Origin of the sequence: Trichococcus flocculiformis, from assembly GCF_963662535.1 — a bacterium.
Taxonomy (GTDB): domain Bacteria; phylum Bacillota; class Bacilli; order Lactobacillales; family Aerococcaceae; genus Trichococcus; species Trichococcus flocculiformis.
In genome coordinates, this window is record NZ_OY759718.1 from 2,842,390 (window position 1) to 2,858,206 (window position 15,817).

Below are 15,817 nucleotides of genomic sequence, written 5' to 3' on the forward strand. Positions count from 1 at the left end.
ATCTGACCATGATAGCCCATTATATCATAGCCAGAAGGCGGCAAACAATCGCGTCTTCATGGGTATCAGGTGCTGGGCGACCAGAATAGGGCCGCCCCGAAAATCGGGACAGCCCTCCATTCATAATATATTACGCTAGTTTAGTCTCCAGGTAATCAACCAAAACATCTTTCGGATGGTACCCTGTCAGTTTCTCAACCGGTTGTCCGTCTTTGAACAACACCATTGTCGGAATGCTCATGATACCGAATTGAGAAGCTGTCATTTGGTTCTCGTCGATATTCAGTTTGACAATTTTCACTTTATTGTCCATCTCATCTTCGATTTCTTCCAAAACTGGTCCTAGCATGCGGCAAGGTCCGCACCAAGGCGCCCAAAAATCCATCAATGTCAAGCCTTCTTGTACTTCACTCTGCCATGTTGCGTCTGTTACTTGTGTGCTCATTTTTTATCTGTCCTTCCTTAAACTGTATATTTTTGCTTTATTTTCTTATCAACAAAACATATTATACCCCACCCGGTATTATTAGTAAATAAAAAAGATTTAAAAGTAAGCAAGATGATTGACAATCCATTGTAACAGGCATAATATAGTTAGGGCACGAACTATATGGGTGGTGAAAAATAATGAGCAATACAGACCTGCTGGGATTCCGGATCAGATCGCTTTGGCAACAAATAAAGCGTCTCATGAACAGGCATTTGAACGAAAATGATGGTTATGGCCTGACCGGCATGCAATTCGCGATCGTTTCCTTCATCGCTAAAGAATCCACAGAGCGAGACGTCTTTCAGAAAGATCTCGAGCAGAAATTCGACATCCGCAAATCGACCGTCACAGGCATCCTGAATACGATGGAAAGGGATGGCTTGCTGCTGCGGGAAACCGTTCCATACGACGCCAGACTGCGGAAAATGATACTGACGGATAAGGCTTTGCAAGCAAAAAAAAATTCAGAACAAGTGATTGATACCGTGGAGAACCAATTATCCAAAGGTTTAACTGAAGAAGAAATCGCCACTTTTTTGACGATTCTCGAAAAAATCTCGAAAAATGCAGAAGGCTGATTGTCTCATCCTTGAAAAAAAACACCCAATCACTATTTACGGAAAGGATTAACGTTATGCTAAAAAAACTTTTGGGCAGTATACGAGAGTATAAAAAGGATTCAATCCTCGCCCCTATATATGTCACCCTGGAAGTCGTCCTTGAAGTGCTCATACCATTTCTGATGTCTATGATCATCGACCGAGGCGTCGGCGAAGGAGATATGCCCTTCATTATCCGCATCGGACTTATTTTGATCGTCTCAACCCTCTTCTCACTAATTTTTGGAGCCCTATCAGGATTGCATGCGGCCAAAGCTTCCGCCGGATTCGCAAAAAATCTACGCAAGGATATGTACTATAATATCCAAGATTTCTCATTTTCGAATATCGATCAGTTTTCGACATCCAGTCTGATCACCCGTTTGACGACAGATATCACCAATGTCCAGAACTCTTACCAGATGATTATCAGGATCATGGTCCGAGCGCCGCTGATGCTCGTGTTCTCATTGATGATGGCTTTGAACATCAATAGTGAACTTGGGATGGTCTTCCTTGGAGCGATCCCGTTCCTTGGTATCGGTCTCTACCTGATCATGTCACAAGCCTTCCCGATTTTCCAGAGAGTGTTCCGGACCTATGACAAACTGAATCGTGTCGTCCAGGAAAATCTTTATGGCATCCGGGTCGTCAAGTCCTATGTCCGTGAAGAGCACGAAACTGAAAAATTCAAATCCGTCTCCAAGAAAATCTACACTGATTTCACAAAGGCTGAAAAAATATTGGCGTTCAACAGTCCTTTGATGCAGTTCACGATGTATGCAAGCATTTTGACATTGTCTCTACTCGGTGCGCGTATGATCGTCTCCGGTTCGATGACGACAGGCCAGTTGATGAGCCTCATCACTTACGCTTCCCAAATTCTGATGAGTCTGATGATGATTTCGATGGTATTCGTCATGGTCACGATTTCCCGTGCTTCAGCGGAACGGATTGTGGAAGTGCTGAGCGAAGAGAGCGATCTGAAAAACAGCGATAATCCTGTTATGGTCATTCCCGATGGATCTGTCTCCTTCGAAAATGTGAGTTTCAGTTATAGCAAAGATTCGAATAAGCTTGCTTTGAAGGATGTCAGTTTTTCCGTCAAAGCAGGAGAAACCATAGGCATCATCGGAGGGACCGGTAGTGCCAAAACCTCTATGGTCCACCTTATTCCGCGTCTGTATGATGCTACAGGCGGAACGGTTAAAGTCGGCGGTGTCGATGTGCGCGACTATGACATGCAGACATTGCGCGGCGAAGTCGCTATGGTGCTTCAAAAAAATATCCTCTTTTCGGGAACGATCAAAGACAATCTGCGTTGGGGAAACCCTTTCGCTACCGATGAAGAGCTGATGATTGCAGCCAGACAGGCACAAGCCGATGAATTCATCCAACGCCTACCGGATGGCTACGACACCTATATAGAAGAAGGTGGTACAAATGTTTCCGGCGGCCAAAGACAAAGGCTCTGTATTGCGCGTGCATTGGTGAAGCAACCGAAGATCCTGATTCTGGATGATTCGACCAGCGCAGTGGATACCCGAACGGATTCTTTGATCCGGACTGCTTTCAGGGAGGAACTCCCGAACACAACCAAATTCATCATTGCCCAACGCGTCTCTTCCGTGCAGGATGCCGACAAAATTATCGTGATGGAAAGCGGCAGTATCAACGGCATCGGAACGCATGACGAACTGCTTGCCTCGAACACCATTTACCAAGAAGTGTACGATTCACAAACAAAAGGAGGTCAACTTGCTGATGAAGCCTAATCAACCAAAACGGCGTGGGGCCAAAGATGCCAGCAAAACTACAAAACGCCTCCTGTCCTATATTTCCAAAGGTCATAAATTCACATTTAGTCTTGTATTGATCTGTATCATCATCAGCGCCCTCGCTAACGTAGCAGGCTCGCTTTTCCTTGAGACGCTGATCGATGATTATATAACGCCATTATTGGGCGTATCCAATCCAGTCTTCACTAGTATGTACCGTTCAATCGCGCTGATGGCTGGAATATATCTGATTGGTGTTGTGGCAACCTATGTCTACAATATCTTGATGGTTTCCATTTCACAAGGTATCCAGAAAAAAATCCGCGATGAGCTCTTCGCGCACATGCAGACCTTGCCTATCAAATATTTTGATACGCATGCGCACGGGGATGTCATGAGCCGCTATACCAACGATATCGATACTTTACGCCAGATGCTTTCACAAAGTATCCCAATGGCCTTTTCTTCTCTGGTTACGATCGTCAGCGTATTCGCTGCGATGCTCGCAGTCAGTCTTCCGTTGACGCTCATCGTCATCGTGATGGTCGCCTTATCGATCACCGTCACGAAGACAATCGGCGGCAAAAGCTCCGTCAACTTCGTGAAGCAGCAACAGACACTCGGTAAAGTGAACGGCTATATCGAGGAAATGATGCATGGGCAAAAAGAAGTAAAAGTTTTTGGACGCGAAACGGAATCCAAGGAACGTTTCGATAACCTCAACGACGAGTTGCGCGAGAGTGCGACGAATGCAAATATCTATGCGAATATTCTGATGCCTATCCTGGGAAATCTAGGATACTTGCAATATGCTCTGATCGCCATGTTCGGAGGCGCCATGGCTGTCTCGGGCATCGGCGGCCTGACATTGGGTGCGATCGCTTCCTTCCTGCAGTTGAGCCGTTCCTTCACGATGCCGGTCAATCAGATTTCCCAACAAGTTTCATCCATCGTGATGGCATTGGCAGGGGCTGAGCGGATCTTTGAATTGATGGATGAAAAGCCTGAATTAGATGAAGGCACCGTAACCTTAGTAAATGTGACCATGGTCGGTAATGAACTGATGGAAGTCGAAAATCATACCGGACTTTGGGCATGGAAAGTGCCTGAGTCCGACGGGTCGGTCCGCTATACCCAGCTGACCGGGGATGTCCGATTCTTTGACGTCGACTTCTCCTACAATCCCGACAAGCAGATTCTGCACGACATCAGCCTTTATGCCCATCCCGGCGAGAAAGTCGCTTTTGTGGGATCGACGGGAGCCGGCAAAACGACCATCACGAACCTGATCAACCGTTTCTATGACATCCAGGACGGAAAAATTGTTTATGATGGCATCGACATCGCCGACATCAAGAAAAATGACCTGCGCCGTTCCCTTGGTATCGTGTTACAGGACACCAACCTCTTTACCGGAACGATTCTGGAAAATATCCGTTACGGCAATCTGCACGCATCCGATGAAGACGTTTATGCGGCAGCGCGTTTGGCGAATGCCGATGACTTCATCTCCCGTCTGCCGCTGGGATACCAGACCGTCATTTCCGGCGACGGCGAAGGCCTTTCTCAAGGCCAAAAGCAATTGCTTTCGATTGCTCGTGCAGCCGTTGCCGATCCTCCCGTCATGATACTGGATGAAGCAACCTCCAGCATCGACACACGAACAGAATCGATCGTGCAGCGCGGCATGGATGCGTTGATGCACGGACGCACCGTATTCGTCATCGCCCACCGTCTGTCCACTATCCAGAATGCAGATGTAATCATGCTGATGGAGCAAGGCCGGATCATTGAACGCGGTGATCATGAGAAATTGATCGGCGAACAAGGAAAATATTATCAGCTTTATACCGGAGCATTCGAGCTCGAATAAATCTTTTAAGAAAAGCGGAACGGGTTCGTTCAGCCCTGATTAAGGAAACACTGTGACCTAATCGGTCAAGTGTATCATGCCTCTAAGGGATGAATCCCTAAGAGTCCCATGCAACTGAGCATCGAAGAGCGCAATTGCTGAGAGACTTTCTGCGTCAGCAGATTAGTCAAACAGTATATCTTGGCTCGCAGAGACAAGAGGTTCCTTATTCTTTTTTCCGAAGGGCTAACCCGTGAAGCTAGCCATCATTTTTGGATGCATGGAACGCTTTACAAACATGTGAACACCTCACAGCATGGCAGTTCCAATCAGGAACAGCCATGCTGTGGGGTGTTTTTGGCATGCAGCTGAGTTAGATGAAGTCCGGGCCAACGCGTGGTAAAATGATCACGAAGGACGCTTCATCCACCTGCCATCTGCCGATTACTGATCCGAGAGAAAGAGGTCCTTGCGATGACCGAAAAGAGAGTTTTCCGATCCGATACATTCGTCAACCGTTCCTTTGTTGCCGGCATCCCGTTCATACTGATGTTCGGCGGCCTCACCCACTTCGCATTCGCATGGCTTGGGAAAACCAACTGGGCGGCCCCTTTCGTCCCCGTGAATGAGAGTGTCTGGGAACACCTGAAAATGAGTTACTGGACCACTTTCCTATGGTTTTTCTTCATTTTCCTCTTTTTCGGAAAGAGATACCGGCTTTCGTCATCCCGCTGGTTGCTGGCGGGGATCGTGTCCATGCTGTTCTGCCCGCTGTTCATCGTCACTGGATTCTACACGCTCAAAGGTGCTTTCGGTATCGAATCCCTTTTCACTGACGGGCCGCTGTTCATTTTCGGCATCATCAGCGGTCAACTGCTTGCTTCCCGGACCTATCGATATGTCGAACCTCACCGCATTCGGATCGGAATGGCAGTCGCGCTCTGGCTTATTCTCGCGCTTGCTTTTGTGCTGTTCAGTTTCCAGCCTCCCGTCCTGCCGCTCTTTCTGGATACTCCGACCGGAAGCTATGGGTTTTAGATTGCTTAAGGAGGGAGGTTATTCGGGGCAACTGCGTTCGGACCTTCCCAAAAAAAATAACGCCTAAAATACAGAAAAGAGCGGAAAAGCCCTCGCAGTGGATGGCTTTTCCGCTCTTTTAGTACAGGATATCGTTGCTGATCGTCGTATAGAACAGTTCCTTGATCCGGGCCGGATCTTGCGTCTGTCCCAAGATCCACATCAGCTTGCATACGACCGCTTCGGTGATCATGTCGTAGGCTTCCAAAATATTGACCCGCGATTTCAGTTCGTGGCCGACTTTGTATATTTCCATGTCGCTGCCCTCATTCGGGACTTGTGTCGTCATGACCACCGTCTTGCCTTTTCTGATCCAGTGGTTGATGACCTCGAAATATCCGTATTCCGGTGCTGAAGGAATGCCGCCCACCCCATAACTTTCGATGATGATGGCATCGTTCCGCTCAAGCATGTACGAAAGAATCTCCGAATCCACTCCCGGCGTCAGCTTGAACAACGCGACCTTCGCATCCAGAATGTCATAAAAACGGGGTGCTGGTGCTTTGTCCTTTGTGATGTAGGAAATCACGCGTCCATCCTGGATGATCGCCAAATAAGGATAATTGATGCTGGAAAAAGCCTGGAAGCTTTTGGAATGCGTCTTCCTTGCCCGTGTTCCGAGGATGACCTTCCCGTTGAAGACGATTTGGACACCGCTGGCGGAATCGGACGCTGCGTACAGGAAACTGTCGAAGAGATTCGTCTTCGAATCGGTGATTTCCACGTTGATCGGTTTTTGGGCACCGGTAATGATGATCGGTTTTGGGGAATCCTGGATCATGTAGGACAGCGCGGCAGCTGTATAGGCCATTGTATCGGTTCCATGGGTAACGACAAACCCGTCGTATTGTTCATACTTTTCCCTGATGGTGTCGGTCATCAGCACCCAGATGTCAGGCGCGATGTTGGTGCTGTCGATATTGCAGATCTGCAGCGTATCGACCTCGCATATTGCTGAGATACCGGGAATAAAAGCCAATATCTCTTCTGATGTCAGTTGAGGATCAAGTCCGTTCGGCGTTATTTTGGAGGCAATCGTACCGCCCGTTCCGATCATCAATATCTTTTTCTTCGTCACACCTTCACCTGCTTGTTCATTATTTTTTCCATGCTTTTCCGCGTCTGGTGGTTAATATACCACGACCGGCGTGCCGACGGAATAGGTATTGTAGAGCGTTTGGACCGCATAGTACGGGGTATTGACGCAGCCGTGCGATCCTAAATAAAGATAGAGGTCGCCGCCGAAGCCTTGGGTTTGCCAAGAGGCGTCATGCAAGCCGTAAGCATTCCCCAAAAATGGGATCCAATATTGGACAGGTGATTCGTAATCTTCACCAACCAGCACGCTAGGTGATTCCTTATACGGTTGGATTGCGAACAGCCCTCTTGGCGTCGGCATCGAAGGCCTTCCGGTTATGACCGGAGCATCGACAATCCGCTGGCTGCCGATGTAGGCCCAGACGCGCTGGTAGGCGATGCTGATGATGATGTAGCTGGAACCAACATAATAGTTGGTACCGGCGTTCGTCCGGAAGATACCATCCTGGACAGTCCAATCGGGTCCCGTCGGATAGGTCGGGACAGATGGTACAACCGGAACAGGCGGTGGTTTCGGTACGTATTTCATGAAAGCGACTGCCGTCTCCCCTGGTGCTGCAGCGTCTTTTTGGACCACTTGCATCTGGACGGCGCTGACGTCATAGTCATAGCCTTGTGTTCCTGCCGTCTCCCCGTTCTTGGCCCAATCCAGCCAACCTAATCCCGGTACATGGACTTGGTAATAGATATCATAATACGCAGCCAGTTCATCCGTCAGCTGCATTTCGATCCGCTCGATACGTTGGCCTGTTCCGGGCAGTCCGGCTTCCAAACCATCCTGCGTCCATTCAAACCAGCCGTTTTCACTTGTGGCAGCGCGGTAGGAAATCGATCCTGGATAGGGCTGGGAGTCCAATTTTGCTTGCAGGCCTTCGAGAGATTGCGAGGAATCCGGAGATCCGCTTTGCTCCGGATTGAGGACTGGCTCCTGCCAGCCCGAATCCGTCAGATAGCTGCTGTAGGACAAGACCGGTTCGACGCGTTTGATGAAGCTCTGCTCACGTTTACCTGAAAAAGCCTGTTCCTTGTTCATCAGAACGATTTCAACCCCTTCGACCGGATAGCGGAAACCCTCCGTTCCGGCTGTTTCACCGTTTCCGGCCCAATCGAGCCACCCGAAACGGCCCGTTTGCACTCGGTAATAAAGATCGTATTGAGCCGCCAAAGCACCCGTCAGCTTGAATTGAACGGCTTCGATCGCTTCACCTGCACCAGTCACTCCGGCTGCCTCGCCATTTTTGGCATAGCTCGACCAACCGCTGTCCTGACGATAAGTCCGATATGAAACGCTGCCTGCTTCAGCCAAATGGGTCAAGCGCACCCGGACAGCTTCGAGCGGCAAAGCCGCCCCACCGCTGATTGCGCCTTCCTGCACTTCGGGCTGCCAACCGCTGTCCTGTAAGTAAGTCGTATAAACTAATTCAGCGTTGCTGGCTGTTGCCGAGAATAGCGGGATTTTTTGCGCCCCCGAAAGGGCAGCCGCACTTCTTGTTTGTTGTGTGATATGATCCTTGCCGGTTTCGGCAAGCGTGTCATCCAGATTTATGTAGGCCAGCTGGTAAAGTTCCAGCAAACTTTTTTCGACAGCTGTACCGTTCTCCAACGAATATGCTGGAGCCGCGATGCGGACAGGGGCTAATCCGGCAAAAATGAACAACCCCAACAAAATAAACAAAATGTTCCTTCTCATAATAATCCCTCCCGGCAGGACCGTAAGCGACAGGAAATGGAGCGGCCGTTTGTAGCCGCTCTCTTTCCTCCATTATACCAAACAAAGCCCCGTTAAAAAAAACACAAGCAGACAAAAGACACGGATAACTGCAAAAAGTTCAGGATCGCTTCAAAATGAAGCGACCTTGAACTTATTCTAAGTCATTCTACTGTTCTCTTTTCCGGAAAGCCACCACCATCCCGATCTGGAAGTAGCTGTAATCGTCCCCCAGCTTTTCCTTGAGCGGTTTCAGGTGCTGATCGTCGGATTCCTCGATTGCTCTGGCGATGGCCTTCGCCTGCTCATCCGTGACGAAATCCTTCAAACGCATTTCGTATGCCGACAACTCAGCCAAATGCCGAAAATGGTTTTCGATCGTCATCCGTGCAAGGCCTCGGATGGCGATGATCTCTTCGACCGTCTTGCCTTCCTGGTACAGGCGATAAGTCTCCTCAAATGTGGTACCGGCGTAGTTTTTCTGTGCCGGTTTTGGGCGCTTTTCTGCGGTTTCCGGATTGCCTGCCAGCTCTTTCTGCTCCAATTGTTTTTGCTGCAGAACCGCTTGGGCATCAGGAAACTCCTTCAGATAATCGGAAATGACGCCCATGAACACTTCGCCGTAGCGCTCCAGCTTCGTTTCGCCGACTCCCGACAGGCGAAGGAAGGCGTGATCGTCAGTCGGAAAGTTGCGGGCCATCTCATGCAGCGTGCTGTCCGAAAAGACGATATAGGAAGGGATCCCATGCTCATTCGCCATTTCCGTACGGACACTGCGCAGTCGGTCGAACAGCTCGGTATCGTACAAGCCGCCTCCGCTCTGTTTGGCGGTGCCCCTGCCGGTCTCGACCGCATAGGACATCCCGATTTTTTTCCCTTCCTTCAGTACTTCCAGCGCTTTTGGAGTGACTTGGATCAAAGGATACTGATCGCCCGTCACCTGCAGGTATTCATCCGCAATCAAAACTCCGATCATTTCGCGGATTTCCCCATCATTATAGGCGCTCATGAGGCCGTACGTCTTCAGCTTATCCAGCCCGAAATCGGTGATGCCCTTCTGTTTGCTGCCCGTCAGGATGCCGATGATTTTCTGAACGCCGTAACGTCCGCGCACCCTCACGACGCAGGACAGGATTTTTTGGGCTTCTTCAGTGATGTCGATCTGCTCTGTGCGGCGCAGACAATTGGAGCAGTGTTGGCAATCAAGCTCCGCTGTCGTTTCGCCGAAATATTCCAGTATGTACCGGCGCAGGCATTGGTTCGTGTAACAGTAATTGATCATCTTGTTCAATTTGTTGGTCGCTTCGCTGTCGTTCGTCTTGCTGTTCAGCAACTGGTTGATGATGATGTCCTGCGTCGAAAACAGCAGGATGACACGCGCTTCCTCTCCGTCACGGCCCGCCCTTCCAGCTTCTTGGTAATAGCTTTCGATGTTTTTGGGCATGTTGTAGTGGTAAACGGTCCGCACATTGCTTTTGTCGATCCCCATCCCGAAAGCATTCGTTGCGACCATGATCGGTTTGCGGTCGAACAGGAAATCATCCTGGTTCCGCTGGCGCTCGTGTTCCGGCAGCCCGGCATGGTACAGCGTCACAGCAAAGCCTTTTTGTTCCAATTTCTTCTGGACCGATTCCACATTTTTTCTGGTCGAACAATAGATGATGCTCGCTTCCTTCGGGGTGAGGTCCTTCACGAGAAACTTGAACTTATCGGCGGGCTTTTCCACGCTGAAGGCCAAATTGCTGCGGTCAAATCCCGTCACCAAGCGGAACGGCTGTTGCAGGCGCAGTTGGATCATAATATCGTCCTGGACCGGTTCGGTGGCAGTTGCGGTGAAGGCTGCAACCCTTGGACGTCTGCCAAAAACATCGTACAGTCTGGCCACACCTTGGTAGGAAGGCCGGAAATCGCTACCCCACTGTGAGATACAGTGGGCCTCATCGACCACCAGTAACGGCACATTCACAAAGCGCAGAGCATTCATGAATGACTCATTGTCTATCCGTTCCGGCGCGATGTAGAGCAGCTTGAGCTGTCCGGAGCGCATGTCGTCCATCAATTGCAGAAACTCTTCTCTTGAAAGCGTGCTGTTCAGGTATGCCGCGGCAATCCCCATTTCCCGCAGGCTGTCCACCTGATCCTTCATCAAGGACACGAGCGGGGAAACGACGATCGTCATGCCGTCCAGAAGCAACGCCGGCAATTGATAGCAGAGCGACTTCCCTCCGCTCGTCGGCATGATCCCGAGCACGTCTTTCCCCTGCAGGGTGTTCGTGATCAGTTCCTCTTGGCCCTCCCTGAAGCTGTCGTAGCCGAAATATTTTTTCAGAGTTCCATACAGTAATTCTTTATCCACCACTTGCATCCATCCTTAATTGTTTATCTTTTCTTATTAACCGAATATTTCTGAACGGGCTTGCCTTCACTCAAGGAAGCAATGGCAAACCGTCAGAAATGACTTCTTCATCATATCACATCTGCGGCCTCTTTTTTCGCACAAAAAATAGTACGGCGCTCCCATGAGTGAAACCTCTACTTATAAAATATGCAGATTATCTGCCTTATGTTTTGACGTGTGGTATATAATTGTAAGGTGAACACGTCATGACCTACAGGAGTGAGAAATATGGAACAGGAATTATCAAATGAACTATTTATCTGCGGGGGGTGCAATGCGAAAATCGGCCCCGGCGTGCTGGGTGATCTTCTCAGCCAGTTTCCGAAACAGGAAAACCCGAATTTTTTGGTCGGTTTCGACTCGTCCGATGATGCGGCCGTGTTCCGGATAGACGCCGAGACGGCCATGATCCAGACGTTGGACTTCTTTCCCGCAATGGTCGCGGATGCCTCGCTTTTCGGGGAAATCGCTGCTGCCAATGCCTTGAGCGATGTCTTTGCGATGGGCGGCGAAGTGCTGACGGCTATGAACATCGTCTGCTGGCCCGAAACAAAAAGTACCGATACACTCGGGAAAATATTGGCGGGCGGCTTCAGGAAAGTCCAGGAGGCAGGCGGCGTGCTGGTCGGCGGACATTCGATCCACGATCCCCAGCCCAAATACGGTCTATCAGTATTGGGAAGAGTCCATCCCGATCGGATCTACCGGAATGATACTTGTCTGCCGGGCGATGTCCTGCTGCTGACGAAGCCATTGGGGACCGGCATCATCACGACGGCCTACAGCGCCGGGGAAATGGCCCAGGAATCCTTCGATCAGGCGGTCGTCTCGATGACCACGCTGAACCGTTATGCGGCGGAAGTCCTGAAAAATTACACAGTCCACAGCTGCACCGATATCACCGGCTTCGGCCTGTTGGGGCATCTGTCGGAAATGGTCAGCGACCGCTGTTCAGCGACGGTCTATGCTGACAGTGTGCCTTGCCTGAGTGGAGCCTATCAGGGAGCCAAGGAATTCCTGATCACAGCCGGCGGGCAGCGTAACCGGAATCACTTGGAAGACGATGTTGACTTCCAGATCGATGACTATGCCTTGGAGGAAATCCTTTTCGATCCGCAGACATCCGGCGGCTTGCTGGTGAGCGTCCCTGTCGAAGAAGCGGCCGCTCTGCTTGCTGAAATTGAAGCATTGGGCCTGCCCTGCGGCATCATCGGCGAAGTGACCGAAAAAGGCGCCAAGAAGATTACGGTTGTCCATTGAGAAAAGCATGACAAAAATATGACTTAACCAGGAGGAAACGAGCATGAAAAAAATAGATGCAGTCGGACAAGCTTGTCCGATGCCGGTCATTCTGACCAAACGGGCTTTGAAGGAGAGCAACGGGGAGGCCATACTCATCAGCGTGGACAATGAGATTGCGACGCAGAACCTTGCCAAGATGGCGGAGCAACTGAAGCTTTCAGTCCAAGTCGAAAAAATCAACGATTCCCTTTATGAAGTCCAGCTTTCGGATCCGAATGCCAGTAACGAAGCACACGCCGCCGAACACACCGCGCTTCCGGAGCAAACCACCGACACAGTCGCACCATCCGGAGCAAGTTATGTCGTCGTATTGAACAGCGACTCCATCGGCAACGGCAGCGAGGAATTGGGTCGAACGCTGATGAAAAGCTTCCTCTTTTCCCTGACGGAGCAGGACGTTCTGCCTGACAAAGTGCTCTGCTACAATGCCGGCGCGTTGCTGACGACGGAAGGTTCAGCCGTGTTGGACGACCTCAAAGCGCTGGAGGAAGACGGCGTCGAGGTGCTGACGTGCGGCATTTGCGGAGAATTTTACGGCGTGAAGGACAAATTGGCTGTGGGTACTTTTACGAACATGTACCGCATCGTTGAAATCCTGCGCACCGCCAAGACCGTATCGCCATGATCGACCGCAAACATTACGGCATCGTCGCGTTTCCGACGTCTCAGGCCGCGGCAGCCGCTGAAGCTATTATCCTGGATGCCGATCGGGAATGCCGGCTGATTCCCATGCCGGAACAGATTTCGGCCGGATGCGGATTGGTGCTGCAGACGCATCTCGACGAACTAAACGCTGTCCGCTTGTTGTTGTCGGAGCAGGCCATTTCCAACGATGGCTGCTACGAAGTGCATTTTGAGAACCGGATAAAAACTGTGGAGGAATGGCATGACTGAACTTTATTATTTCGACAACAGTGCAACCACGCTGAAGAAACCGGCCGCGGTGGCTGAAGCTGTCTATCATGCCATCGCCGACGTTCAGCTGGGCAACCCGGCACGCGGCAGCCATACCGCTTCTCTTAACGCTTTGCGGTTGACGGAAAGGCTGCGCCAGAAAACGGCAGCCCTGTTCAGTGTGCCGGATGCGGCAAACGTCGCTTTCACGGCAAACGCTACCGCATCGCTGAACCTGGTCCTGAAGGGCTTGCTGACGCCAGCGGACCATGTCATCACGACAGTGACAGAGCACAACGCCGTCCTGCGTCCGCTTTACCAACTGGAAGAACAGGGCACTGCCCTATCTTTTGTCGGAGTTGATGAGTTTGGGACGCTCCTTTATTCTGATTTCGAACACCTGTTGCGACCCGATACCCGGGCAGTCGTGGTCAACCATGCCTCGAATGTTACCGGCAACGTGGCGGATCTGGAACGGATCGGCAGCTTCTGCCGGGAGCACGATCTGCTGTTCATCGTCGATGCTTCCCAGAGCGCAGGCGTCCTCGATATTGACATGGTGAAACTGCACATCGACGTTCTCTGCTTCACCGGACACAAAGGACTCTACGGCCCGCAAGGAACGGGGGGCATCTGCCTCGGCGCCAGGCCCTTGGAATTCGTGCCGGTGTTCACCGGCGGCAGCGGCTTCCATTCTTTCGATAAGCAATACCCGACAGAGATGCCGACCCTTTTCGAGGCCGGCACCCAGAATGTCCATGGCTTGGCGGGCCTTTCCGCCGGTTTGGATTACATCAGCCAGAAAGGGCTGGCAGCGATCACTAGCCACCTGCAGGAACTGACTTTCCGCTTCCATGACCAGATCAAGAATATCCCGGGAATCACTCTCTATGGTAGCTTCGCTGAAAACATGGAGCGCGCGCCGGTCGTTTCGCTGAATTTGGAGGGCTGGTCCTCCGGCGACCTCAGCGATGCGCTCTTCATGGATTACGCAATCGCTGTGCGCCCCGGCGCCCATTGCGCACCGCTCATCCATCAAGCTTTCGGAACAGAAAAAAACGGTATGGTCCGCTTCAGCTTCTCCAGCTTCAACACGGTGGAGGAAATCGACTACGCAGCCAAAGCGTTGAGGAGCTTGGCGGAAGAAGGGTAACAATCAAAAGTTGTCCGATAACCGGAAAGAATCGGACAACCGGACTGCGAATGCTCTGCCCGTTGTCCGATAACCTTAAACAATCGGACATCCAAGGCATATATGCTCTGCGCGTTGTCCGATAACCTTGAAGAATCGGACATCCAAGGCATATATGGTCTTCGCATTGTCCGATAACCTTGAAGAATCGGACATCCACAGCATGAGCGGCTTAATATAGCGAGTATCTTCTTGCAAAATATCCAAAAAAACAGAGCAGCCACCCCAACCATCAAGGGCAGCTGCTCTGTTTTATTTTCTCTCTAGTCAATCGTTCCTCTGCTTCATCCATTCCATAATGGCTTCGGCCGTTGCTGCGGCGTCTTCGTTGCGGAAAACGGCGGAAAATTCCTTTTTGTTGAAGTTGTAGCGGGGATCATAGTATTTCACCAATAGATCTGCGATGACAGCTTCGAAATCGTGCTGGCGCACTTGTTCCTTGTAGCCCTCGACACGCGCCTCATTCAGATAAGATTTCAAGCGGTCCAGGGCCGCGAGAAGTTCTGTTTCATTGCTGTGGAGATAATCCTTTTTGATCTGTCCGATCCGGTAATCCAATGAAGCCTCGATGTTCAGGTTTATGCCTTTTTGCATCGCATCAATCAACGCAGGCGGCAGTACGGCCTGTCCGATCCGCTTGCTTTCGCCTTCGGTAAAGACAATCAGCGGTTCCTTCCAGCCAGCGGCGCTCTCGACCAACAGACTTTCAAACATTTTTTGGTTATGCGGCTGCGGATTCTTGAGGCCGACGCCTCCGAAGACGGACCCTCTGTTGTTGGCGCAGGCCTCCAAATCAAGCACATTGGCTCCACGTTTCTTCAGTTGCTCCAGGATGGCTGTTTTCCCGGTCCCAGTGTTGCCATAGAGGGTCACAAACTGGATCTTTTCGAACAATACGGGAATCAGATTATTGATCGTGCTGCGGTAGTTTTTGTAGCCGCCTTCCATCCGGTGGACATTCATCCCCAAAGATTTAAGCAAGGAAAAAATCGAATTGCTGCGGAATCCTCCCCTGCTGCAGAAGATGACGACTTGGTCGTAGGCCTTCGTGTATTCCTGGAAGAGGCTGAACATCTCCGGCAATCTTGGGGAAATGACTTGGATGCCGTGACTTTTCGCTTCGTCGATTCGGCCGGCAACATAAAGCGTCCCGACCACTTTCCGGTCCTCATCATCCAGGACTGGCACATTTACGGCGCCTGGTATGGTTGACTTCGCATATTCGGAAGGACTCCTGACATCCACATACAAAATCGATTTGTCTCCGCGTTGCTGTTCTATTTCTTCATACGTTGCGACTGGTTTCAATTGGTTCACCACTTTCTGATTCTTAGTATAGCCTCTGTCGGTCAGGAATTCCACCCAAAATCTTGAGGCAAGCGCATGAAAACGACCCGACAAGCTCCTTATTTAACGGAGACATGCGGGT

The 15,817-nt window shown here is 50.7% G+C and carries 13 protein-coding genes; 8 read left to right on the forward strand and 5 right to left on the reverse strand.

What is annotated here, in order from left to right:
* Positions 1–130 precede the first annotated feature (130 nt).
* The gene (gene trxA, locus ACKPCD_RS13505; RefSeq protein ID WP_086990399.1) at positions 131–445 is read right to left on the reverse strand and encodes a thioredoxin; all 315 of its coding nucleotides are present in this window, start codon (positions 443–445) and stop codon (positions 131–133) included.
* Positions 446–627: 182 nt separating this feature from the next.
* Between trxA and ACKPCD_RS13510 the strand changes: the two genes are divergently transcribed.
* From ACKPCD_RS13510 to ACKPCD_RS13525, 4 genes are all read left to right on the forward strand, one after another.
* Entirely contained in the window at positions 628–1,068 is a 441-nt protein-coding gene (locus tag ACKPCD_RS13510) for a MarR family winged helix-turn-helix transcriptional regulator (RefSeq protein WP_276641192.1), read from the forward strand.
* 56 nt (positions 1,069–1,124) lie between these two features.
* On the forward strand, positions 1,125–2,864 hold the full coding sequence (locus ACKPCD_RS13515) for an ABC transporter ATP-binding protein (RefSeq protein WP_321433507.1): 1,740 nt from the start codon (positions 1,125–1,127) through the stop codon (positions 2,862–2,864).
* Positions 2,854–4,740, forward strand: a complete 1,887-nt coding sequence (locus tag ACKPCD_RS13520) for an ABC transporter ATP-binding protein (protein ID WP_321433508.1) — start codon at positions 2,854–2,856, stop codon at positions 4,738–4,740. The genes ACKPCD_RS13515 and ACKPCD_RS13520 overlap by 11 nt, the downstream gene beginning before the upstream one ends.
* A 453-nt stretch (positions 4,741–5,193) precedes the next feature.
* Positions 5,194–5,757: a DUF6512 family protein gene (locus ACKPCD_RS13525; protein WP_321433509.1), complete on the forward strand. Its 564-nt coding sequence runs from the start codon at positions 5,194–5,196 to the stop codon at positions 5,755–5,757.
* Positions 5,758–5,875: 118 nt separating this feature from the next.
* Here ACKPCD_RS13525 and ACKPCD_RS13530 read toward each other — a convergent pair whose 3' ends face one another.
* From ACKPCD_RS13530 to recQ, 3 genes are all read right to left on the reverse strand, one after another.
* A complete protein-coding gene (locus ACKPCD_RS13530; protein WP_245734424.1) occupies positions 5,876–6,874 on the reverse strand; it encodes an asparaginase in 999 nt (332 codons plus the stop codon).
* Positions 6,875–6,925: 51 nt separating this feature from the next.
* Complete coding sequence (locus ACKPCD_RS13535) at positions 6,926–8,497, reverse strand: L,D-transpeptidase family protein (RefSeq protein WP_407702675.1); 1,572 nt, start codon at positions 8,495–8,497, stop codon at positions 6,926–6,928.
* Between the two features lie 274 nt (positions 8,498–8,771).
* Positions 8,772–10,958 (reverse strand): DNA helicase RecQ, encoded by a 2,187-nt coding sequence (gene recQ, locus ACKPCD_RS13540; protein ID WP_321433511.1) that lies wholly within the window; start codon positions 10,956–10,958, stop codon positions 8,772–8,774.
* A gap of 270 nt (positions 10,959–11,228) precedes the next feature.
* Between recQ and selD the strand changes: the two genes are divergently transcribed.
* Genes selD through ACKPCD_RS13560 form a run of 4 tightly spaced genes read left to right on the forward strand, consistent with a single transcriptional unit; the run spans position 11,229 to position 14,349 of the window.
* Positions 11,229–12,260: a selenide, water dikinase SelD gene (gene selD / locus ACKPCD_RS13545; RefSeq protein WP_321433512.1), complete on the forward strand. Its 1,032-nt coding sequence runs from the start codon at positions 11,229–11,231 to the stop codon at positions 12,258–12,260.
* A gap of 43 nt (positions 12,261–12,303) precedes the next feature.
* Entirely contained in the window at positions 12,304–12,927 is a 624-nt protein-coding gene (yedF, locus tag ACKPCD_RS13550) for a sulfurtransferase-like selenium metabolism protein YedF (protein WP_321433513.1), read from the forward strand.
* Entirely contained in the window at positions 12,924–13,196 is a 273-nt protein-coding gene (locus ACKPCD_RS13555) for a putative Se/S carrier protein (RefSeq protein WP_321433514.1), read from the forward strand. Before yedF ends, ACKPCD_RS13555 begins: the two co-directional genes overlap by 4 nt.
* A complete protein-coding gene (locus ACKPCD_RS13560) occupies positions 13,189–14,349 on the forward strand; it encodes an aminotransferase class V-fold PLP-dependent enzyme (RefSeq protein WP_321433515.1) in 1,161 nt (386 codons plus the stop codon). Before ACKPCD_RS13555 ends, ACKPCD_RS13560 begins: the two co-directional genes overlap by 8 nt.
* A gap of 306 nt (positions 14,350–14,655) precedes the next feature.
* On the opposite strand, the gene mnmH is transcribed toward ACKPCD_RS13560, so the two are convergent.
* Positions 14,656–15,789 carry a tRNA 2-selenouridine(34) synthase MnmH gene (gene mnmH / locus ACKPCD_RS13565; RefSeq protein ID WP_321433516.1) on the reverse strand — a complete coding sequence of 378 codons (1,134 nt, stop codon included), beginning with the start codon at positions 15,787–15,789 and terminating at the stop codon, positions 14,656–14,658.
* Positions 15,790–15,817 lie beyond the last annotated feature (28 nt).